The sequence below is a fragment of the Chitinophaga silvisoli genome, from assembly GCF_003412465.1.
GTDB classification, from domain to species: domain Bacteria; phylum Bacteroidota; class Bacteroidia; order Chitinophagales; family Chitinophagaceae; genus Chitinophaga; species Chitinophaga silvisoli.
The window spans coordinates 1-21,953 of the sequence record NZ_QTJV01000022.1 but is presented as its reverse complement, the minus strand read 5'-3'; the positions used below and the strand labels follow the sequence as shown (position 1 = coordinate 21,953).

Genomic DNA, 21,953 nt, shown 5'->3' with positions numbered 1-21,953 from the left:
AGCATTTTTTGCTTCACATACGTGCACAGCAAGGCTGGTAGTTAAATACCACAAAAGAAATTTTTTGATTAAGAATGCTTGTTCATTGGTACAATGTTAGATCTTCAGCAGCTACATGTTCTCCCCTTGAATACTTCTTAAACTGGCCCTCGTTCAATAGTCTTTTCAGTCAATAGTTGTAGAGGGCATTTTTTGGTTGTTGTTACGTTTTTCTGGAAAATTTTAAAGTTTCACTGTTACTGTTGCCGTACATTTTAAAATGACAAGTATTAAAATGACAACACTGATTCTATTTTTTCACCAAATATATAATGACCGTTTTTCACCATTCTATCCACCAAGTTCACACGACGGGAGTTTCTCATTTCGCGTTGTAGATTTTCATTTACTCACTGTGTAATTTCACTTCCAAAGTACAGAAATTTTAACATTTTCTACAATCACCAAGAAGTTGTACATAATTATCACCATTTACGCGCTTAAACAAATACTATTTTACCAAGTTCTGGCTGAATGTAAACCGTTTTAGCAAAACCCGGTGAAAACAAGCATTATTTATTGTTTCCATCCTATAAATATTCCAAAAAATGGAAGGCCGTGTAACGAAAAGGGGATACAAAAAGTACCCCCTTTTTTATAGTGTAACTCTTTGTAAACGTTTACTTTGATATACTAACAATAAAAGTAATGGCAATGTTTACTGAGTATTACTTTTCCTTTCGGACTATGTTATTTTATCTTATCCTCCTTTACACCTTCTTTTGTAATCTTTACGGGTAAAATGTACCCTTTATCATCGAAATGCATTTCGTCAATGCAGGTAACGCGGTTATTAGCAGCTGTTTCTGTAAGCGGACGACGGTGGTAGACGATATACCATCTGTCTGTACCGGGTACATTGATGACAGAATGGTGTCCTGCGCTGGTAGCAATAGCGGGATCTGACTGTAAGATCTTGCCGATGCGCTGCCATGGACCCATGGGACTATCAGCAATCGCATAGGCAACGCTATAGTCCGGGCTGCCCCAACCACCTTCAGACCACATAAAATAGTACTTGCCATTGCGGATAAACATGAAGGGACCTTCTACATACCCTTTGGGGGTAATTTCTTTGAAGGTCTGACCATCGGCAAATGGTTCGATGCCTGTGAAATCAGATTTTAAGCGGGCAATATTGCAGTGCTGCCATCCACCGTATATAATGTAGTACTGGCCATCTTTATCGTGAAATACAAACTGATCGATGGGCTGAGCGCCATTGTAAAACTTATCGATGAGCGGCTTGCCGAGATAGTCTTTGTAAGGACCACCGGGCTTGCTGGCGACAGCCACACCGATTCCCCCTTTCTGGTTATCGTTCTGGATATCGTTGGCACCGAAAAAGAAGTAATACTTTCCGTCTTTTTTTACGATAGCTGGTGCCCACATGGCACGGTTAGCCCATTTTACATTGGAGGAATCCAGGACTTTAGGATGTTTCTTCCAGTTGACCAGGTCTGTGGACGAAAATGCATCAAAGAACACCTGTTTCTCGTATTTGTCAGAATAGGTTGGGAAGACCCAGTATTCTTTGCCGAATACCACAGCTTCCGGGTCGGCATACCAACCCTGAACAATTGGGTTGCCGGAGCTTTGCTTTTTTTGAGCAGATAGCGGGTTTCCGAGGGCGATGGCCCCGAGTAATAACGTGATTGCCTTTCTCATAGTGAGTTGATTCCTGTTTGAAATAAAACACAATATAGATGTTTTATCTTTTCCTGTACCCTACCCATGGGGTTGCACAGCAAGGCTTTAAGACACCATGTTAATAAGCGGCGGGTACTTAAACAGATCGCTTTGCAGCATTTGTACTAATTTGCATTTTCATCATCATTCTATTGTTCCGCAACAGCCCGCATAACTAGTTTCAGATCTTCTAACTGTTTTATTTATTTGCCGGTTCCGGTTATTATGCAATTACATCCAGGTTTTAATATCTGTCCTGACAGCTGCGACTTGCCAATACATCCAAAATAAATATTTGGGCATATACAGGGTATCTTCCTAATTTTAGCGAGGATTTACAGCATTCAAACGATTGAATTTTGCAAGATTCATTCATACAGGAGGAACGGGAACTATTGCAGCAGATAGGAGAAGGAAGCCAGTCTGCTTTTACACTTGTCTTCAATATATACAGTAAACAGGTGTTTGATGTGGCCATGCTTTATCTAAAAGACGATCTGGCGGCACGGGAAGTCGTGCAGGAGGTTTTTCTAAAGATCTGGCTAAAGAGGGAGGTATTGCCTGAAATCAAAGATTTTTCTGACTATTTATTTATTCTGACCCGCAATCATGTCTTTGACGGCTTTAAGAAGCAGGCCGTGAGAATGAAGGCGTATGAGCAATTATATCACCAGCAGGTAGCGATAGTGAATGATACGGATTACCGGGTCAAGGACAGGGAATATGCCGTCATTGTGGAAAAGGCGATTGCTGCCTTGCCCCCGGAGCGGAAGAAGGTATATATAGCCAGGAAGGAAGGATTTAGCAATGAAGAAATATCCAATAAGTTCAATATATCCATCCATACCGTGAAAAAACAGATGCAGATTGCTGTGCAGACAGTGCGGAATTTTGTGAGGAAAAGCATCTAAAATGCGCCTGGGAAGCCCTCTCCCGGGATCCTGAACCCCCTCTCAAAAAAAAGTTAAATTTTTTTTCTCTTAGCATACTCCTTTTATTCTCCAAACACGTCTTTACCATTATGACAGCACAAGAATTAAAATTCTTGCTTGATAAGTATAAGCAGAATACCATCACACCAGATGATAAAAATCGTCTGTTCGACGCTATTGATAGTGGGGAACATGATGAGCTGCTGAGTGCCGACATTCTTCAATCCCTCCGGAGTGACGTTCCTTCCGCCGGCTGGGAAAATGAAGACCATAGTGCTATACTTGATGCCATTTTCCAGGCGGATCAGCCTGAGATACTGACAGTTGTCAAAAACAAACGCCGTTTCTACCTGTATGCCGCAGCCGCTGTAACTGCCGGTATTATTTTGACTACCAGTCTTTTGTACAGGAAAGATCCGGAGCAGGCCCCTACCCTTGTCAAAACACAGGTATTGGCTCCAGGTTCCACCAAAGCTATGCTTACCCTCGCTGATGGTACTCAGATCCCTCTCGACAGCGCCGCAAATGGCACCCTGGCTCAACAGGGAAACACGCAGATCAGCAATAAGAATGGTAAGTTAAGTTACCAGGCAAACGGAGGGAATGAGGTGATGTACAATACCGTCACTACTCCTCACGGTGGCCAATACCAGCTGACCCTTGCCGATGGAAGCAAGGTATGGCTCAATGCCGCCAGCAGTATCCGTTTCCCAACCGCATTCACCGGAAAGGAAAGGCAGGTAAGCATTACAGGCGAAGCCTATTTTGAAATCGTCCAACAATCCAACCAACCCTTTTCAGTACAGGTGAAAGCTGCTGAAAAGGATATGACCGTAAAAGTATTAGGGACCAGTTTCAACATCATGGCGTATGCCGATGAAAAAGCTGTAAAAACCGCCCTTATAGAAGGCGCTGTACAAGTAGAGCACGGCAGCCAGAAAAACGTACTGAAGCCCGGACTGGAAGCGAGTCTGACAGACAATACCTTCGCCATTGCTCCCGCTGACCTGGAACAGACCCTTGCCTGGAAAGATGGCAAGTTCCGCTTCAGGAGCACCAATATCAAAACCATCATGCGTCAGCTATCCAGGTGGTATGATATGGAGGTAGCTTATAATGGCGATGTATCCGATATTGACCTGACAGGAGTAATCTCCCGCAGGGAAGATGCCGGTAAACTGCTCAAAGCACTCGAAGCCACCCAAAGGGTTCATTTTGAGGTAAATGGCCACAATGTGACCGTTTCACCTGCCACGTCGCACTAATCAATCCCGGCTAAAGGGGAGATGTATTTTGTAATTATTTAAAACAATTCCGTTATGACCACGTAGAGACTATTGTTTATGTCTACAATCCAGAAAGGTACCAGTATTTGTAAATGACGCTGCCACGTCTGATATAAAAAAAACCGGGCCCGACTGCCATCGGAACCCGGCAACATGGCTACCAATTTCTCTTTGACTCAAGAAAAATTTGATTTACTAAAAAAGCCAGGAAACAAAAGTATGGAACTATGCGCTTCATGCAAAACTCCCTTCCGCGGAGGAGTGAGTCTTTTGCACAGAAAATTGTTGTTAGTTATGAAATTAACTGCCATTTTAACGCTGGTATTTACAATCCAGCTCTCTGCTAAAACCTATTCCCAAACCGTCAGCATCTCCGGAAAACACCTTTCACTGTATGAAGTGTTCAACACGATCAGCAAGCAGACGGGCTATGAATTTGTATACGATGCCAAATTGCTGGAAAGCAAGGGCGCTGTTAATATCAATGCACAGGGACAAAAACTCACTGATGTGCTGGACAAGTGTCTGAATGACAAAGCATTGAGTTATTCTATTATGGACAAGATCATTGTGATCAGTCCTAAAAAGGCTCCCCGGGAAGTCGCTCCCACTCCCGTTGCTGCAACTCCTGTCACTGGTACTGTTACTGACTCTGCTGGCCATCCGTTACAGAATGTAAGCATCCAGGTAAAAGGTACGACCAGGGGTGCTATGACTGATGCTACCGGTCACTTCACCCTGGATGTTCAGCCTACAGATGTATTGGTCATCAGCTATATCGGCTTCGACAAACAGGAAATTACCGTAGGTGGCAACACGTCACTGAACATTAAACTGGCTGAAAGCAACAAGCAGCTGGGTACTGTAGTAGTGACCGCATTGGGGATCAAGCGTTCTGAGAAATCCATCACCTATGCTGCCCAGCAGGTAAGTGGGGTGGAACTGACCAAAGCAAAGGATCCAAACCTGATGAATACACTGAACGGTAAGGTAGCTGGTCTGACGATCTCCAGCAGCTCTTCAGGTGTGGGTGGTTCTGCCAAAGTGATCCTGCGTGGTGCTAAATCAGGTCTGGGTAATAACCAGGCACTGTATGTAATAGATGGTGTGCCCATGAATAACACCCTCACCAACCAGCCAAACAGTGCCTATGGTGGTAGCACCGCTTATGATGGTGGTGACCCTATCTCCAACATGAACCCTGAGGATATCGAGAGCATCTCCATCCTGAAAGGTGCTTCTGCAGCTGCTTTGTATGGTAGCCAGGGTGCAAACGGTGTGATATTGATCACTACCAAGAGCGGTAAAGCGGGTCGTACTACCATCAACTACTCTTCTGGTCTTACCCTGAGCCAGGCAGCTTACAAACCTGAGTTCCAGAACTCTTATGGCCAGAGCAAAGAAGGTAGTACACAGAGCTGGGGCAGTAAGCTGACTACCAAGGCACATAATAACCTGGACGACTTCTTCCAGACCGGGAATAACGTGACCAACGCTATCAGCCTGGCAGGGGGTACTGATAAAACACAGACTTATTTCTCTTACGCTAATACCAGCGCAAGAGGCATTCAGCCTACCAATAAGCTGGGCCGTAACAACATCAGTTTTAAAGAAACAGGTAAATTCCTCAACGATAAGCTGACTGCTGAAGCAGATGTAAACTACATCACCCAGAAGATTGACAATACACCACTCTCTGGTTTCTATTTCAATCCCCTGACAGGTTTATACCTCTACCCACGGGGCAGCAACCTGTCTCAGTACAAGAATAATTTCGAAGTTGCTGACCCAGGCAGAAACGGATTGATGGTGCAGAACTGGGCATTCAATGAAGACGTGCAGCAGAACCCATGGTGGATCCTGTATCGCGATCCTAACCAGCTGAACAGGAATCGTATATTGCTGAACGCCAGTCTGAAATACGAGATCAACAAATACCTGAACGTACAGGCGAGAGGAAGTATTGACAGGATCAATGACGTATATGATCAGAAAGTATATGCAGACAATGCTTCTTACGTAGCTGCCACCAGTGGTGGTTATGTATACCAGAACCTGACTACTAACCAGCAGTACGGTGACCTCCTGTTGAACTTCAATGTGCCTTTCGGAAAAGAATGGCGTGTGACAGGTGTGGTAGGTGGTGCCATCCGCGATGTAAAGACTACCGGTGAGAAATTCAACTCAGGTAGAGAAGGTCTGCACATTCCAAACATTTTCACCCTGCAGAACTTTGTGGCTATGAACGGTGCTAACTCCGGCACCCTGCCTGAAAACCACAGCCAGTTCCAGTCTGTATTCGGAAGTGCGAACATCTCTTACAAAGACTGGTTCTACCTGGATCTGACTGCTCGTAATGACTGGTCATCTAACCTGGCCTTTACGCCTAACTATTCCTATTTCTATCCTTCAGTCGGTCTTAATGTCATCCTGAGTTCTGTAACCAAATTACCTGATTGGGTGAGCTTCGCAAAAGTGCGTGGTTCTTATGCCCAGGTAGGTAATGCACCTTTAGCCTATCAATCCTACCCTGCACTGAATACTATTGGTGCTGGCGGTATCATCGTGGGTAATACCACCGCTCCTTTCACTGATTTGAAACCAGAGAAAACCAATTCCCTGGAGTTTGGTACAGAGTGGCGCTTCTTCAATAACAGACTGAGCGTGGATGCGACTTACTATAAAACAAATACCAAGAACCAGACCCTGCAGATTGCTGCAAGCCAGGCTTCTTATTATGATTCTTATTATATCAATGCCGGTAACATCCAGAACCAGGGTGTGGAAGCAGTGGTACGTTACGATGTATTCCGTGAAGGTAAATTTACCTGGAATACCGGTTTAAACTTCGCTACCAACAAGAATAAGATCATAGAACTGGCTGATGGTGTGGATTACTTCACCCTGACTGGTGCTTCAGGTTCTAACTATGCGTCTAAATTTAAAGTAGGTGGTTCATTTGGTGACATCTATGGTACTGTACTGAAGCACGATGCACAAGGCAGAATCATGGTTGACGGCGCAGGAACGCCTATCAAGCAGACTGGTGATATGGTATACATCGGTAACTCCAACACTAAATTCCAACTGGGCTGGAACAACAACCTGGGTTATAAGAACTTCACCCTCTCTATGCTGATTGATGGTAAGTTTGGTGGCAAGGTAATGTCTGTTACCCAGTCTATGATGGACCTGTACGGTGTGTCTAAAGCAACCGGCGATGCAAGAGATGCAGGTGGTGTAAAAATAAATGGGGTGGATCCAAATGGTAATGCTGTTACTACTGTTGATGCACAGACCTGGTATGCTACTGTAGGTGGTCGTGAAGCAGTATCCGGAGAATATATGTACAATGCAACTACTGTTCGCCTGCGTGAGTTAGCGCTGGGGTATACAGTTCCATTGAAAGATGTGTTTATCAAAGCGCTGAAGTTCTCCCTGACAGGACGTAACCTGATTTACTTCTACAAGAAAGCACCGTTTGATCCTGAGTTGACGATGTCTACTGCAAATGGTTTGTCTGGTGTGGATATTTTCATGCAGCCTGCATTGCGCAGCTATGGTCTGAGTCTGAATGCTACTTTCTAACAGTAAAACTGATCGAACGAAAATGAAACGTTACTATATTATCATTGCAGTACTACTCCTGGGTGCTACTGCCTGTACGAAGAACTTTGAGGATTACAATACGGATAATACCGGTGTATCTACTGGTCAGCTGAAACCTGATTTTAATGATGTGGGTATTTACCTGTTGCAGGCAGAGCGTTCCATCATTAACTTTTCCGGTGGTGGTGACCCTAACTCTTACCAGGTACAGCAGAACCTGAATGCGGATCTGTTTTCAGGTTACTTTATGTCTCCAAACCCGTTCAATGGTGGCAGGAACAATACAAACTACTTTATGATGTCCGGCTGGAATGGCGAAGCATTCAAAGTAGGTTATCTGAACATCATGTCTCCTATTTCCAAGCTGCGTACTAACCGTATCGATACTGCATTCCCTGCAGTGTGGGCGGTGGCGCAGATTGTACAGGTGGCTGGTATGAGCCGTGTGACGGATATCTATGGTCCTATTCCATACAGCAAGGCGGGTAGTTCAAAAACTGATCTGCCTTATGACAGCCAGGAAGATATTTACAAACGCTTCTTCCTGGAGCTGGATACCGCGACTGCGAATCTGCAGAACTATATCAACAAAGGAGAGCAACTGCCTTTCACCTTTGCCAAATTCGACCTGGTGTATAATGGGGACTTCAGCAAATGGCTGCAGTTTGCAAACTCTCTTCGTCTGCGCTTAGCTATGCACATCGTAAAAGCAGATGCTGCTACTGCACAGGCACAGGCTGAGAAAGCACTGAATCCTTCCAATGGAGGTGTTATTACGACCAATGCCAGCAATATGGTGGTACAGGTAGGTGGTAGCTTTACCAACCCACTGGTGTTTATCGACAGGAACTGGGGGGATACCCGTATCGGTGCTGATATTGCCTGCTACCTGATGGGTTACAATGACCCGAGGATTGCTGCTTACCTGGGTAAGTCAACAGATAAAAACTTTAGTTCCCAATATGTAGGTATTCGTTTAGGCGCAGTCACTTCTTCTGCTACCAAGAATGAATACATCGGCTATTCTGCGTTGGGTTCAGCATTCTCCCTGACTACTCCGGTGCAGATTATGACGGCTGCGGAAGTCTACTTCCTGAGAGCGGAAGCTGCATTGAATGGCTGGGCGAATGCAGGAGGAAGTGCAGAGGAGCTGTATAACCAGGGTATCACTACTTCTATGGAGCAGTGGAACGTGGCGATTGGCAGCTACCTGAGTGATGCCACCAGCAAGCCTGCCGATTATGTAGATCCTAAGCATAGCGATAATAATATTGCGGCACAAACTGCTATTACTATTAAGTGGGATGATGCAGCCCTGACTGAGGTAAAGAAAGAGCGTATTGCAACCCAGAAATGGATTGCGATGTTCCCTGAAGGTCAGGAAGCATGGACAGAGCATAGAAGAACAGGGTATCCTAAATTATTCCCTGTAGCGCATAATGAGAGTGCGGGTACGGTGAGTGATGCAGAAGGTGTAAGGCGGTTACCTTATCCACAGCAGGAGTATAATACAAATGCGACGGAGTTGAATAAAGGGATTACGTTGTTAGGCGGTACTGATGATGCGGCTACGCATTTGTGGTGGGATAAGAAATAAGGTCATGTGATGTATTCTGTAGAAAAAGCCCCGTCTCGTTTGAGGCGGGGCTTTTTGTTTTTTTAATCCCTGTTTATCAGTTAATAACTAATGTTTCAATTGAGTGCGGTAAGCTTTTTACATCTGTACCGTTCCCCTTTATCCACAGTTTATAAGTTAATTCCTTATCACTTGTATTCAACACAATCACCGCTATCTTGCCATCTTTATTTACAAAAGCAGTTGTCTGAAGATCTGTTCTGTTGGAGGAAGCAACTATACGCTTTGCACCGGGACGAATGAATTTAGAGAAATGCCCTAAGTAATAGTAAGAATTAGTATAGATCAATTCTCCGGTCTTACTATCCGCATGCACAGGTGCAAAACAGAAATTACCTACATGGTTTGGACCGCCTTTGTCATCCAGCAGGACATTCCAGTCAGTCCAGGCTACCGTACCACTATTGAAATCATTCAATAATGAATTACCATAACGCTCACCCAGTGCCCAGTCATTCACCTTATCCAGTTTAAACGCTTCCACACATCCTTCTGTAAAGATCAGGTTTTTATCAGGAAATGCTTCTTTCACTTTACGAACGTTATCGAACTCCATGGTACTGCCTGTCCATGTTTCGTACCAATGGTAGCCGATACCCCATACATATTTTGCCGCAGCAGCATCTTCGAGAATTGTGCTGGCGCGTTGATAAATCTGGTCACGGTTATGATCCCAGGCAATGAGTTTTTTTGTACTCAGGCCTGCACGCTGTAAGGTAGGGCCTAAATAATGCTTAATGAAGTCTCTTTCTTCCTCAGCAGTAAAGTTGCAGGATTCCCAGATCTGTTTTGCCATTGGTTCATTTTGTACGGAGAAGCCCCATACCGGAATGCCCAGTGACTCGTAGGTTCTGATGAATTTTACAAAGTAATTTGCCCATGCCTGGTAGTAACGTGGCAGGAGTTTACCGCCATGCAGCATACTACCATTATCCTTCATGAATGCCGGGGGGCTCCATGGACTAGCAAAGAGTGTGAGCTTACCACCTGCTGCTGCAATCGCTGCCTTGATAAACGGAATGCGGTAAGTCATATCATGCTTTACATTGAATGTTTTCAAGGTACTATCCCCTTCTTCAATGTAAGTATAGCTATCGCTGGAAAAATCGCAGCTATGAATATTAGTACGGGCCAATGTATAACCGATACCATTTACGGGATCAAAGTAGGCCTTCAAAAGCTCCGCCTGCTTATCCTTCGGGAGTTTTGCGAATACTTCCGCTGAAGCATCTGTCAGCGCCCCACCAATACCAGTCATGGTCTGGAAGGATTTTGCAGGGTCTACAAAAATGCAGACTTCTGTTTCAAGCGGTTGCTTTGCGGGTGAAAATGATAGCTTGTCCGTTGCTGACAGTCTTAACTTTGTACTTGCGGCTGTTGTGTAAACGGTTACGGTCTTGCGGGAAAGGGAATCTCCCGGGGTAGGACCTTTTGCATAGCCGGCATAAGATACCAGCAACAGCCCTGCCAAAATTGCTCTTTTCATTGTATTAATTATTACCAGTTTAAACGTGTTCATCTTACCAGATATATGTACCTACGGCACCATTCGTCAACGTGGGCGTAACGACCTTGCCATTGAACTGGATGTTGAACGATTGGGGAGTGCTGGCATTGTTGATCACAATTAATACTCTTTTCCCCTCAGGCGTTTTGAACGCCACGTTGTCCAGCTGGCTGGTGACATTGGTAGCAATCCTTATTGAGCCGGGCTTTACGAACTTTGCGGCATGTGCTATAATATAATAAGATACATTCCTCGTAACGTCGGCACTGATAGTGAGTGCACCCATACAGGTATTACAACCGCCATCAGTATGTGGTTTATAATCAGGATCGGAGGCCAGGTTCCACTCCAGCACGTTCCGGCTCCAGTTGCGGGTAGCACCGATGATAAGATTTGTAATATGCCATTGCAGATTTGAAGCAAAATCACCGGGGGCACCTACCCATTGCTCCGTAAAGTAGACATTTTTATCGGGAAATGCGTTATGCACCTGGGTTAATGCACTGATATCACCACCATACAGGTGAAATGCGGAGCCGTCTACATATTGTTTGGCATCCGTATCCTGCAGCACTGTAGACGGATAGTCGGGCCTGTCAGCATTATGATCGTAGCAGATGATTTTCGTCATTATACCAGCTGATTTAAATGCAGGCCCTAAGGCCGTCTTAATAAATGCAGCCTGTTCTGTAGCCTGCATGACCATACTGGGATTGTTGCCGCCATGCAAGGGCTCGTTTTGCGGAGTGATGGCACTGATCGTGATGCCTTCTGCTTTCATGGCCTGGATATACTTTACAAAGTACTGTGCGTAGGTAGCGTAATATTCTGGTTTGAGGCTACCTCCTACAAAGCCGCCATTGTCTTTCATCCATACAGGTGCTGACCAGGGAGAGCCCAGTATTTTAATACCAGGAGCGATGGCAACGATTTTTTTCAATACCTGGATCAGGTCAGATTGTTGCTGGCCGATACTGAAATGGTCAAGGTTTACATCAGTCTGGCCCGCCGGCATATCATCGTAAGTATAGGTCGTAGCACTTAGATCAGAGGCCCCGATGCTTACGCGGAGATAGCTAACGCCAATGGACGTACTGTCGGCACCAAACAATTCTTTGAGCAGTGCATCCTGGGTAGCAGCTGGCAATTTATTGATCAATGTAGCGCTACCATCGGTGAGGGAATAACCAAAACCATCTATAGACTGGTATTGGCTCTGCTCATCGACTTTGATGGTCGGGAATACATTGACAGTATCTTTGAAGAGCAGGCTGACTTTTTGTTTTGCCAGCAGCACACTTTTATCAGCTTTAGTGAGCCAGAAAGTTACGTCGGTAGGCAGGTCTCCTGCGGGAGGCGGGACGATGACGTTGGTAGTATCATTGCTATCTCCCTTACAACTGGCAAAGCAGAAGAGCAGGGTGAAGAATATATGGTTTAGTCTCATTTATTTTTCATTTTATATACCCTTACATAATCTACTTCCATGGTGGTAGGGAAGATGCTGTCATCTACCCCCTGAGCACCGCCCCAGTCACCACCAATAGCGAGGTTCAGGAGGATGTGGAAGCGTTTGTCAAATGGCCAGACAGTGTATCCTTTTCCTTCGTTTACAAACTGGAATACCAGCATGTCATCGATATACCCCCTGAGGGCATAGGGTGTCCAGTCAAGCCGGTAGAGATGGAATTCGGAGCTGACGTTGTCGACCTTTTTTGTACTTGTTTTCTGGGTATTTATCTTGAAATAATAAGCTTCGGTGTGAGCACTGATGTGGACATTGCCAGGGTCGTAACCGACATGTTCCATGATGTCGATTTCACCTGATTTAGGCCAGTCGCCATAAGCCCAGTCAGTAGGTAACATCCAGATGGCAGGCCAGGTGCCTTTGCCGGCAGGAAGTTTTGCTTTGATTTCAAAGCGGCCATACAGCCAGTCACCTTTGTTGGTGGTGACCATTCTGGCGGAGGTGTAGTTTCTGTTCTCTTTGGTTTCCTTTCTGGCAGTGATGCTCAGAACACCGTTTGCCACGCTGGCATTGTCGGTGCTGTTGGTGTAATATTCCAGTTCGTTATTTCCCCATCCACTGCCACCCAGGTCGTAGCCCCACTTTGAAGCATCGGGCGCACCTGTGTAGTTAAATTCTTCTGCCCAGACAGGGGTGGTTTCGAAAGTCCAACCGCTATCGACGGGAGTGGTGGGTGTAACAGGGCCGGTGGAGGTAGTGTCGGTGTTGCCTTTGCCGGAACAGGAGCTGAAGATGAGTAAGAGAAGAGGGAGATATCTTGCGAGCATAAGCGTGGATTGTAATTTCCGGAACCTGATCGCAGCCCGATGGCTGCGATCAGGTTCCGGGGGCCGGTTTTAAAATTACCGCTGGTAGCTTTAAAACCGGCAGGTAAAGAATTATTGTTCTTCCAGGAATTGAATATTAGAGAGTGTCATACCACCGGTACCCAATGTACCACCGGAGCTACCACCTTTTATTACCACCCAAACGGTGTCAGCTTTGGAAAACTCCATATACCCATTTTTCCCTTTACCACCGCCATCACAGCCTATTTCTGCAATATTTCCATCAAAAGGAATACTACCGCAGCCAGACCAGGTATTCATTGCAATGTACTTGGTGCCGCCATAATCTTTGCCCTGCACCGGCGCAATGGTATCACAATATACTTCCAGCCAGCTGTTAGTTGCACCAGCACCTTTAATATTTGCTGCAACTGTATAAGGAGTATGGGCTTTTACCATGACCATCTGGTAGATGGCACCATTGGTATTGCCTGTATTGGAGAAATTGATCGTCCCGTTTGTATTGGTAATAGTCGTCTGTGTACCACCTGTATTCAGGATTGTCCAGTCTGTTGTATTCAGCAAATCCTTGGTAGGTGCATCATTGGCAATCGTGATTTTTTGCGCAGTGGTCGCATATCCACCATTTGTAAATACTGTCAGTTGTACAGTATACTCTCCGGCTTTGGAGAAATGCAGTGTGTCGAATTCCCCTTTAGCAGTGGTCCCGTCGCTGATCGTCCAGTTCCAGATAAAACCACCTTTGGTAGTAGAGGACACCACTACCCTATTCGGATTTGTGGTGAGTGGTGTAGCGGTGAAAGAAGCAGTAGGCAAAGGACCCAGCTCCTTCGTGGATGACTCCGGCGTGCAGGCCGGTATAGTGCAGGACAACATAGCTGCCACTGCCAAAGTACCTATATAGCGTTTCATGTAAATCAGTTTGATGTGTTATTTAGTTCCTCCCCATTCTTTACTCTGTTCCAGTTTGGTATTTTCCAACTCTAACAATGGAATTGGTAAAATCTCGTTTTTGCCGGCAATGAAGCCACGGCTACCCAATACTGAAGCAGCTCTGCCTGTACGAACCAGGTCAAACCAGCGATGGCCTTCACCTGCCAGTTCCAGTCTTCTTTCATTGAAGATGTTGTCGTCAGTCGCTTCAATAGCGGTAAGACCTACACGTGCACGTACTGCATTCAGCAATTGATAAGCACGACTACCGGCACCGCCACCCTGTCCGGCCTTTACGAGTGCTTCTGCTTCCATGAGGTAAGTATCGGCCAGGCGGATTTCGTACAGATCCTGTGGGAAGTTCAACTCGATATTACCACCACCTGTAGTTTTATTATAGTTGAAGCCGATGAGCTTTTGCAGGAAATAACCGGTGTTTTTGTAACCTGGTTCATAGCTTGCAATACCATTTGCCTGCAAGCTATCCAGGTTTGCAACGGTATAGTTATAACGGGGATCGTAGTGAATCGCATCAAACAGTTCTTTGGTCACTACCAGGAAACTCCAGCCGGCTACATAATCAGGTGCGCCGGCTTTCAGGGCTTTGTAGCCTCTGGGACCCACCATAATGTTCAGCACATTACCTTCTGTACAGGCCACGCAATCCCATGAACCTGCGGAGGAAGAGGTAAACGCCACTTCGAAGATAGACTCACTGTTGAATTTACTGCCGTTGTCTGATTTCCAGAGATCACCGAAGTTAGCCAGCAGCTTGTAACCATACTTGGTATTTGTACCACCGGGGTTTGCACCATTTACTTCTGCCAGTTCTGTTGCAGCGGCAGCATAATTTTTCTCGTAGAGATATACTTTACCTAAGAGGGCATGTGCAGTACCTTTGGTAGCACGGCCACCTTCAGTCGCTACGGGTACCTGGTCAGGCAGATTTGTTTCAGCAATTGCATCCTGCAGGTCTTTCTCAATTTGTTTATATACTTCTTCAGGAGTAGCCTGTGTCACATTGTACATTTCACTGGTGGAAACAGGTTTGGTGAAGAGTGGTACATTCTTAAACAAACGTACGAGGTCGAAATAGAAGAATGCACGAAGGAATTTTGCTTCCGCAGTATAACGTGCTTTGGTAGCTTCATCCATTGGTACACCCGGCAATTTTTCCAGGAGGGTGTTTGCACGGAAGATACCGGAAAAGCCTTTCTTCCAGAGTTCATCCTGTGGCCCCTGGTCAGGTGTCAGAGTATATGTGGAGAACACCTGGAAAGCGGTTACGTCATTGGCACCACCGCCACCAGCGTAGTGGTCGTCAGAGCCGGCATTCATCGCACCTACTTTGGTGACATAGTTACCACCCTGCCAGCCTACTACATCGTAACAGGCCACCAGGCCGTTGAAAGCCTCTGTCTGATTTTTGTAATAGTTAGCTTCGAGATCGGTACCTTTTGGTTTAACTTCAAGGAAACTGCTGCTACAGCCACTCATCAGTTGCAGGCCTATAGCGAATGTCAATATATGTGGAATGTATTTCTTCTTCATTGTAATTTGCTTTTATCAGGTGATCAGAATGTAGCATTAATACCCAGCATAAAGGATCTTGCCTGAGGATAAATACCTCTGTCGATGCTGAATACGCCACCTCCGATTTCAGGATCGTAACCGGTGTACTTGGTGAATGTGAGCAGGTTCTCGCTCATTACGTAAATTCTGAATTTCTCAATACCCGCTCTTTTAGTAATGGAAGTAGGGATAGAGTAACCCAGCTGTAAGGATTTGATCCTGCAATAGCTACCATTTTCCAGATAGAAATCGGAAGGATTGGTAAAGTTCCTGTTAGGATCTGTAGATATCAGCCTTGGATAATCATTGGTAGAACCCTCGCCGGTCCAGCGACCCAGGGCTTTTGTCTGCCAGTTGGCATTGAGGATATCCAGACGGCGAAGGCCCTGGAAGATCTTGTTACCGGCAGAACCCTGTATGAATACTACTACATCTATTCCTTTGTAAGCTGCATTGATCGTACCACCATATGTCCAGGTAGGTGTAGGATTACCGAGGAACTGACGGTCAGTTTCAGTAATAGCACCATCACCATTTGTATCAACCCAGCGGAAATCACCAGGTTTTGCATCCGGCTGAATTTTGCCACCCGCTTTGCTTACATAATTGTCCACATCTGCCTGTGTCTGGAAGATGCCGTTAGTCTTAAAGCCATAGAAGCTATTGAGCGGCTGACCAAGAGCAGTGCGGGTGATAGGATAGCTGGAAGACTGGAATGTCTGGCCACCGGAGAGGTAATTGATACCTTTACCCAGGTTGGTCACTTTGTTGGTAGTATAAGAGACGTTCGCATTTACATTCAGCTCTACTTCACCCAGTTTTTTGTGATAACCCAGTTCCAGTTCGACACCGGTATTCTGCATATCAGCTACGTTTGCGGCAGGGTTAGAAATTGCACCTACGTAGGAAGGAATGCGTGGGTTCTGAAGGATGTCTTTAGTAACTTTCTTGTACCAGTCGAATGCCACTCTGAAGTCATTGTAAACAGTGGCTTCAAAACCTACGTTGGTCTGGCTGGTTTGTTCCCATTTCAGATCAGGGTTAGAAGGAGCATTCGGGCTGTAACCGATCAGGTAACTACCGGAATTACCGAAGGCATAGTTTCTGCCGCTACCGATGGTAGAGAGGTAAGCGAAGTCACCAATGTTATCATTACCAACCACACCGTAACCACCTCTCAGTTTGAGGAAGTTGACGAGGTTTTGCTGAGGCCAGAAATCTTCTTTAGAGATATTCCAACCCAGTGAGAAGGATGGGAAAGTACCATATTTGTTGTTCGCACCGAAGCGGGAAGATCCATCACGACGTACGATACCTTCGATCAGGTACTTTTCGTCATAAGCGTAATTCACACGGGCAAAGAGGGAAGATATTCTGTGGTCAGCACCTTCACTACCGTCAGAAGTACGGTTGTCAGAAGCGACTTTAAAGTTCATGCTTGCATCTTCAAAAGTGTTTGCAGGCACGTCGTAGAAAGTAACAGTCGTTGCTCTTGTACGGTTATCCATATACGCACCCTGGCCTAAGAGAATGGTGAAGGAGTTTTTCCGGATCTCTTTTGTATAAGAAGCGGTGTTCTCGATGTTCCATGCAAATCCTGAATTCTGATTACGTGAAAAAGAAGTACGGGAAGAGATGGTAGATGAGTTCAGGTAAGAGATTGGAGTGAAGGTCTCAGATCCCCAGAACGCGATTTTAGAACCGAGTGTGGAGCGGATTTTCAGACCTTTGATCGGAGCGATTTCCAGGTATGTATTACCAACGATGTTGTGAGACCAGCTATAGTTACCCAGGCGTGTAGAGATATAAGCCAATGGGTTTGTGATTTCCTGGCCTACAGCGCTGGAGATCCCATAAGGATTACCGTTTTTATCGCGGCGGATACCAGCATTGGTATAAGGTGCGGCAGCAGCTACAGCAGGATCAGTGATCACAGCAGGTGTGGTTGGATCCAGATTGATAGCGGAGCTGAGCGGACCACCGAATTCGCTGTTGGTATTACCGACACCCAGGGCTTTGTCGTAAGCATAACCTACGTTCTCGCCGAAGGTAACGAATTTGGAAAGTTTATGAGTTGAGTTCAGACGCAGGTTGATGCGTTCGTATTTTGAGATGTCGGTAGCTACGATACCATCCTGTTTCAGGTAACCGAAAGAGGAGTAGAAAGTAGACTTGTCATTACCACCGCTCACACTCACTTCATGGTTCTGGCGGGCAGCGCTGTTGTTGAAAATGAGTGATTGCCAGTCGGTACCTTTGCCTAAAGATTTAGGATCAGCATACACGATACCATTGCCGGCAGCTACAGATGCTTCATTGCGCAGGGTAGCATATTGGGTGGCATCGAGCAGTTTCAGTTTGCGCGCAGGTGCAGAGGTACCATAGTAACCATTGTAGTTCACCTGCAGGGTACCGGCTTTACCTTTCTTAGTGGTTACGAGGATTACACCGGCAGCAGCACGGGCACCATAGATAGCCTGGGAAGCGGCATCTTTCAGTACTTCGATAGATTCGATGTCATATTGGTTCAGGTAACCGATACCTCCATTGTCCACCACTACTCCATCTACTACCCAAAGCGGGTCATTGTTGTTGAAGGTGGTCAGGCCTCTCACACGAACGGTAGCACTGGAACCTGGCTGACCAGAACCTGCGGCGATAGTAACGCCGGAAGTGCGGCCCTGGAGAGCACCTTCAAGGCGGGTCACTGGCTGGCTTTCCAGGTCAGAAGCTCTCACGCTGGAGATAGCCCCGGTAACTACGCTTTTCTTTTGCACGCCATAACCTACTACAACAGTTTCGGTCAGGGCAGTCTGTGATATTTTCAGCGAAAAGTTCATAGATTGTTTGGTCACTGCCCAGGTAAAGGGCTCAAAGCCTACGGCACTCACGATGAGGGTAGCACCTGCAGGCACTTTGAGAGAATAGAAACCTGTTCCATCGGTAACGGTACCACTTTTACTGTCTTTGATGCGGATACTGGTGCCGGGTACAGGGTCTCCTTTTTCGTCCGTGACACGGCCAGTGACAGTGATGGTAGTATCGGCAGCAGGTTTTGTTTCGGGCAGACTTTTTACAATAATGCGGGAGCCGTCTACCACATAGGAGAAAGGCTGATTTTCGAGGGCCATATCCAGCACCTGACGTACCGGTACGTTTTTAACCTCTATAGTGACAGGATGTGCCGTAGCCAGCAAATCTTCATCATAAATGATGGAGATACCTGCCTGGCGAGCAACTGATTTCAACACCTTTTTGAGGGGTGCTTTTGTTTCCGACAGGGATATTTGCTGGGATAATCCTTTTGCGCTGATCTGCAGGCAAGCTACGAGCAACAAAAAGGTAGTCAGTTTCATAACGAGTAATATTTGTTTTCGGAAAACGTGAATTCCGAAAATTTTTTTGGTTGATGAGCGCTTCCGGGAATAGGAAGCCCTACCACATAAGTTTAATTCCATACTTTTGTAGTGTTTGGGAATTTGAAATCAATAATTCGTAACGGGATGTTGTTTTCTTTTTGGGCCCAGACATTATTTACCGGGAGTGTTGCAAGCGCTTCCGGTTTTTTTATGAACGGGCACGCTTGTTTTAATTTGTCTCAGCTACATTCATAACGTTGTTTTAGGTTTTAAAATGACTGGTCTTATACGTGGAATACCAGCCTTATTTCACAGTTAATTTTCGTCCAACCAGTTCGAATACAGGTCCATTTGCTTCCAGCATATGGAGGATATCAGACAGCGGAAGGCTTCGGCTGATACGGCCGCCGAGCAGTCTTTCGTTTGTTGTTTGCTTGTAATTAATATCTATATCATACCACCTGGAGAGCTGTCTCAGGATGTCTGACAGGCGGGCATTGTCGAATTCAAAGAAGCCGGTTTTCCAGGCAATGACTTGTTCTACGTCTGCATTGCGGATGGTGATGTCGCCGGTGGCTGGGTCCATAAGGGCCTGCTGGCCGGGTAAGAGGCGTTTGTCATTGACCTTTACGGCCCCCTGGATGAGGGTGGTGTTTACGCTTTTTTCGTCGGAGTAGGCCATTACGTCAAAGGCGGTACCGAGTACCTGGATTTCCATGTTATTGACCTGAACGATGAAAGGTTGTTTAGCGTTGGGGGCGACTTCGAAGTACCCCTGGCCGGTGATGTCGACTCTTCTATCCTTTCCATTGAAGGAGGTGGGATAACGGAGGCTGCTGGCTGCATTGAGCCATACATGGCTGCCATCGGGCAGGATAATGTTGAACTGACCGCCCCTGGGAACGGTGAGTGTATTATATACGGTGGCTTCGCTGCTTGCTTTGGAATCGTATTGCAGCTGGCCGTTCTTTTGTAATACGGTGGTGGCACCCTGAGAGATGACCTGGTTGCCGGCGCTGTCCAGGAAAACGGTGGATCCGTTGGACAGGGTAAGGACGGCTTTGTTGGTGCCTGGGGTGATGGATGCTGCGACGGTAATAGGTTTATTGGCTAACTCGGGAGTTGGTTGTTTTAAAATAAGCAGGAGTATGATGGCGGCGGCGACGGAGGCGGCGGCGTAATACCAGAGGGTGTGGATTTTAGTTTTAGGTTTTGTTTCGGTGATGGACTGCAGGAGTTTGGTTTCTATGCGGTCGGAGATTTCAACGGGAATTTCCTGCTGGGTGTTGAAGGCGTTTTGAAATTCCTGCTGCATGGTTTTTAACAGCGCACGGTGGGAGCCGGAGGCTTGGAGCCAGGAGTACAGCTCAGCTGTTTCAGCTGCATTACATTGACCGTCAAGGTATTTGGTGAGCAGTTTTTCGTAATGTTCCGTGGTTGATGACATATAGTTGTTATAGGTGTCTGTATATATTATCCGGAAATAATTGTTTAGGGTACCTTGGGGGGAGATTTTTTTTAAAGATTTTTTTTTGGGGGGGTGAGGGGGGATTTTTGGAGGGGGATTTTGAGAGGGAATTCCTGGAGGAGGTTTTTGAGAGGGGGATTTTTGAGGGGATTCTTGAGAGGGAGGATTTTTTGAGGAAAGGATTTTTTGAGGGGATTCCTGGAGGAGGATTTTAAGAGGGGGGATTTCTGAGGGATGGTTTAGTGGGTATCTTCGTTCACGGAAAAACCAAATCACGGCATTATTTGCTGTGCTACATACAAAGCCACCATAATATCCCCATATCGATGCACATATTCATAAATAAACCGCATTCCGAGCACCATATGCTTCTTAACGGCATTCCGTGAAATGCCTAGTAATGCTGCGGTTTCATCATAGCTCCTTCCTTCCTGGCGGCAAAGTTGGAATACCCGTAACCGTTGTGGCGGCATTTTGGCCAATGCTTCCTGGAAAAGCCTGTCGTATTCCTTGGCGCGCACCATTTGTTCGGGTGTAGCGGAGACCGGCTCATTGAGTTGAGAGAATAGTTGCTCACGCATCGCCTGGTCCGTAGCCAGTTTATCAATTGTTTTAATTACATGATTACGGGCAATACGGTACAGGTATCCTGAAAAAGATAATTGAGGATTTATACGGTCTCTGATTTCCCAGATTTTCAGAAATACGTCGTGGACGAGGTCTTCTGCCAGCGAAGGAATTTTGCAAAACCGTAAGAGGTATATGTAAAGAGAAGCGTGATAATGACGGTAGATCGTTGAGAAAGCGGTTTCATCACCCTGCTTCATTTTGATCAGCACTTCTTCTTCTGATGGCATACGATCCATAGTTAAAATCAAAGCGTTTTGGCTCCTTGCCCCCGGAGGCTGTAAAGCTAAAGAAAAGATGGAGATTACGGGAGGGGAAAGATTTTTATATAAATTATTTGCACATTTGAAATAAAAGTGCATATATTTGCACCCCCGACACAGAGAAACGGGGTGTAAGGATCAGTAGTTCAGTTGGTTAGAATGCCGCCCTGTCACGGCGGAGGTCGCGGGTTCGAGTCCCGTCTGGTCCGCAAAATAAATTAATATTTTAGTAAAATTTTAAAAGCCTTCAGATGTAAATTCTGGAGGCTTTTTGCGTTTGGGGATTTGAGATTGGATTTTGCCAATAATAACTTGGAAAAGTTTTAGCCTTCCCCCAAGAATTCAACTTAATCCGAAAATTTTGGGGGTGAAGTTGAATTTTTGAATCTCCGCAAACAAAAGCGTAAGGACCTGAAAGCTTTTGGGTAGGTTTTACCAATACTGCATTACAAAAAGCGAATTATATTTCTAAATGGGAAAATGGCCCAAATGCATTCCAGCTGTTGCTTAACATTGTATTAACTAAATCTTCCCATATTTATAATACACTTGCGAAATAAATCCACTCCTATACTATGAAAAAATTATTCTTGATCATTGCTTCATTGATTTTATCCGTCGTCTCTTTTGGACAAAAAGCGGATCAAGTTGAATTCTTGGGGGATTTGTTCGTTAAGCATAGATTTTAGATAACCTGAACAGAAAGAATTCTACATC

Annotated in this window: 14 protein-coding genes and 1 tRNA gene; 6 read left to right on the top strand and 9 right to left on the bottom strand. The window is 45.7% G+C overall.

What is annotated here, in order from left to right; translation table 11 throughout:
- Positions 1–729: 729 nt before the first annotated feature.
- Positions 730–1,707, bottom strand: a complete 978-nt coding sequence (locus DXN04_RS33195) for a glycoside hydrolase family 43 protein (RefSeq protein ID WP_116857735.1) — start codon at positions 1,705–1,707, stop codon at positions 730–732.
- A gap of 380 nt (positions 1,708–2,087) precedes the next feature.
- On the opposite strand from DXN04_RS33195, the gene DXN04_RS33190 reads away from it, so the two are divergent.
- The 4 genes from DXN04_RS33190 to DXN04_RS33175 all read left to right on the top strand — a co-directional run bounded on the left by DXN04_RS33190 (position 2,088) and on the right by DXN04_RS33175 (position 9,152).
- On the top strand, positions 2,088–2,639 hold the full coding sequence (locus DXN04_RS33190; RefSeq protein ID WP_158569289.1) for an RNA polymerase sigma factor: 552 nt from the start codon (positions 2,088–2,090) through the stop codon (positions 2,637–2,639).
- A gap of 110 nt (positions 2,640–2,749) precedes the next feature.
- Positions 2,750–3,925, top strand: coding sequence for a FecR family protein (locus tag DXN04_RS33185; protein ID WP_116857733.1), 1,176 nt, complete (start codon positions 2,750–2,752; stop codon positions 3,923–3,925).
- A 315-nt stretch (positions 3,926–4,240) separates the two neighbouring features.
- On the top strand, positions 4,241–7,534 hold the full coding sequence (locus tag DXN04_RS33180) for a SusC/RagA family TonB-linked outer membrane protein (RefSeq protein WP_116857732.1): 3,294 nt from the start codon (positions 4,241–4,243) through the stop codon (positions 7,532–7,534).
- A gap of 22 nt (positions 7,535–7,556) precedes the next feature.
- Positions 7,557–9,152, top strand: a complete 1,596-nt coding sequence (locus tag DXN04_RS33175; protein ID WP_116857731.1) for a SusD/RagB family nutrient-binding outer membrane lipoprotein — start codon at positions 7,557–7,559, stop codon at positions 9,150–9,152.
- A gap of 76 nt (positions 9,153–9,228) precedes the next feature.
- Here the strand turns inward: DXN04_RS33175 and DXN04_RS33170 are convergent, their stop codons facing one another.
- The 7 genes from DXN04_RS33170 to DXN04_RS33140 all read right to left on the bottom strand — a co-directional run bounded on the left by DXN04_RS33170 (position 9,229) and on the right by DXN04_RS33140 (position 20,325).
- Positions 9,229–10,677: a glycoside hydrolase family 30 protein gene (locus DXN04_RS33170; protein ID WP_116857772.1), complete on the bottom strand. Its 1,449-nt coding sequence runs from the start codon at positions 10,675–10,677 to the stop codon at positions 9,229–9,231.
- A gap of 34 nt (positions 10,678–10,711) precedes the next feature.
- Positions 10,712–12,145 (bottom strand): glycoside hydrolase family 30 protein, encoded by a 1,434-nt coding sequence (locus DXN04_RS33165; RefSeq protein WP_116857730.1) that lies wholly within the window; start codon positions 12,143–12,145, stop codon positions 10,712–10,714.
- Positions 12,142–12,993, bottom strand: coding sequence for a glycoside hydrolase family 16 protein (locus DXN04_RS33160; protein ID WP_116857729.1), 852 nt, complete (start codon positions 12,991–12,993; stop codon positions 12,142–12,144). The genes DXN04_RS33165 and DXN04_RS33160 overlap by 4 nt, the downstream gene beginning before the upstream one ends.
- Before the next feature lie 111 nt (positions 12,994–13,104).
- On the bottom strand, positions 13,105–13,926 hold the full coding sequence (locus DXN04_RS33155; protein ID WP_116857728.1) for a PKD domain-containing protein: 822 nt from the start codon (positions 13,924–13,926) through the stop codon (positions 13,105–13,107).
- A gap of 18 nt (positions 13,927–13,944) precedes the next feature.
- Complete coding sequence (locus DXN04_RS33150; RefSeq protein WP_116857727.1) at positions 13,945–15,498, bottom strand: RagB/SusD family nutrient uptake outer membrane protein; 1,554 nt, start codon at positions 15,496–15,498, stop codon at positions 13,945–13,947.
- Between the two features lie 23 nt (positions 15,499–15,521).
- Positions 15,522–18,875 (bottom strand): TonB-dependent receptor, encoded by a 3,354-nt coding sequence (locus DXN04_RS33145; RefSeq protein WP_116857726.1) that lies wholly within the window; start codon positions 18,873–18,875, stop codon positions 15,522–15,524.
- 307 nt (positions 18,876–19,182) lie between these two features.
- On the bottom strand, positions 19,183–20,325 hold the full coding sequence (locus DXN04_RS33140) for a FecR domain-containing protein (protein WP_116857725.1): 1,143 nt from the start codon (positions 20,323–20,325) through the stop codon (positions 19,183–19,185).
- On the opposite strand from DXN04_RS33140, the gene DXN04_RS33135 reads away from it, so the two are divergent.
- Positions 20,319–20,561 (top strand): hypothetical protein, encoded by a 243-nt coding sequence (locus tag DXN04_RS33135; RefSeq protein WP_116857724.1) that lies wholly within the window; start codon positions 20,319–20,321, stop codon positions 20,559–20,561. The genes DXN04_RS33140 and DXN04_RS33135 overlap by 7 nt on opposite strands.
- Before the next feature lie 57 nt (positions 20,562–20,618).
- On the opposite strand, the gene DXN04_RS33130 is transcribed toward DXN04_RS33135, so the two are convergent.
- On the bottom strand, positions 20,619–21,203 hold the full coding sequence (locus DXN04_RS33130) for an RNA polymerase sigma factor (RefSeq protein ID WP_158569287.1): 585 nt from the start codon (positions 21,201–21,203) through the stop codon (positions 20,619–20,621).
- A gap of 168 nt (positions 21,204–21,371) precedes the next feature.
- Here DXN04_RS33130 and DXN04_RS33125 point away from each other — a divergent pair.
- A tRNA-Asp gene (locus tag DXN04_RS33125) sits at positions 21,372–21,445 on the top strand.
- The last annotated feature ends 508 nt before the right edge of the window (positions 21,446–21,953 follow it).

Excerpts from the sequence above, each read along its gene's own strand:
- DXN04_RS33140 (WP_116857725.1), bottom strand. The coding sequence starts at position 20,325 with ATGTCATCAACCACGGAACATTACGAAAAACTGCTCACCAAATACCTT.
- DXN04_RS33155 (WP_116857728.1), bottom strand. The coding sequence starts at position 13,926 with ATGAAACGCTATATAGGTACTTTGGCAGTGGCAGCTATGTTGTCCTGC.
- DXN04_RS33160 (WP_116857729.1), bottom strand. The coding sequence starts at position 12,993 with ATGCTCGCAAGATATCTCCCTCTTCTCTTACTCATCTTCAGCTCCTGT.
- DXN04_RS33135 (WP_116857724.1), top strand. The coding sequence starts at position 20,319 with ATGACATATAGTTGTTATAGGTGTCTGTATATATTATCCGGAAATAAT.
- DXN04_RS33145 (WP_116857726.1), bottom strand. The coding sequence starts at position 18,875 with ATGAAACTGACTACCTTTTTGTTGCTCGTAGCTTGCCTGCAGATCAGC.
- DXN04_RS33195 (WP_116857735.1), bottom strand. The coding sequence starts at position 1,707 with ATGAGAAAGGCAATCACGTTATTACTCGGGGCCATCGCCCTCGGAAAC.
- DXN04_RS33185 (WP_116857733.1), top strand. The coding sequence starts at position 2,750 with ATGACAGCACAAGAATTAAAATTCTTGCTTGATAAGTATAAGCAGAAT.
- DXN04_RS33165 (WP_116857730.1), bottom strand. The coding sequence starts at position 12,145 with ATGAGACTAAACCATATATTCTTCACCCTGCTCTTCTGCTTTGCCAGT.
- DXN04_RS33175 (WP_116857731.1), top strand. The coding sequence starts at position 7,557 with ATGAAACGTTACTATATTATCATTGCAGTACTACTCCTGGGTGCTACT.
- DXN04_RS33180 (WP_116857732.1), top strand. The coding sequence starts at position 4,241 with ATGAAATTAACTGCCATTTTAACGCTGGTATTTACAATCCAGCTCTCT.
- DXN04_RS33130 (WP_158569287.1), bottom strand. The coding sequence starts at position 21,203 with ATGCCATCAGAAGAAGAAGTGCTGATCAAAATGAAGCAGGGTGATGAA.
- DXN04_RS33150 (WP_116857727.1), bottom strand. The coding sequence starts at position 15,498 with ATGAAGAAGAAATACATTCCACATATATTGACATTCGCTATAGGCCTG.
- DXN04_RS33170 (WP_116857772.1), bottom strand. The coding sequence starts at position 10,677 with ATGAAAAGAGCAATTTTGGCAGGGCTGTTGCTGGTATCTTATGCCGGC.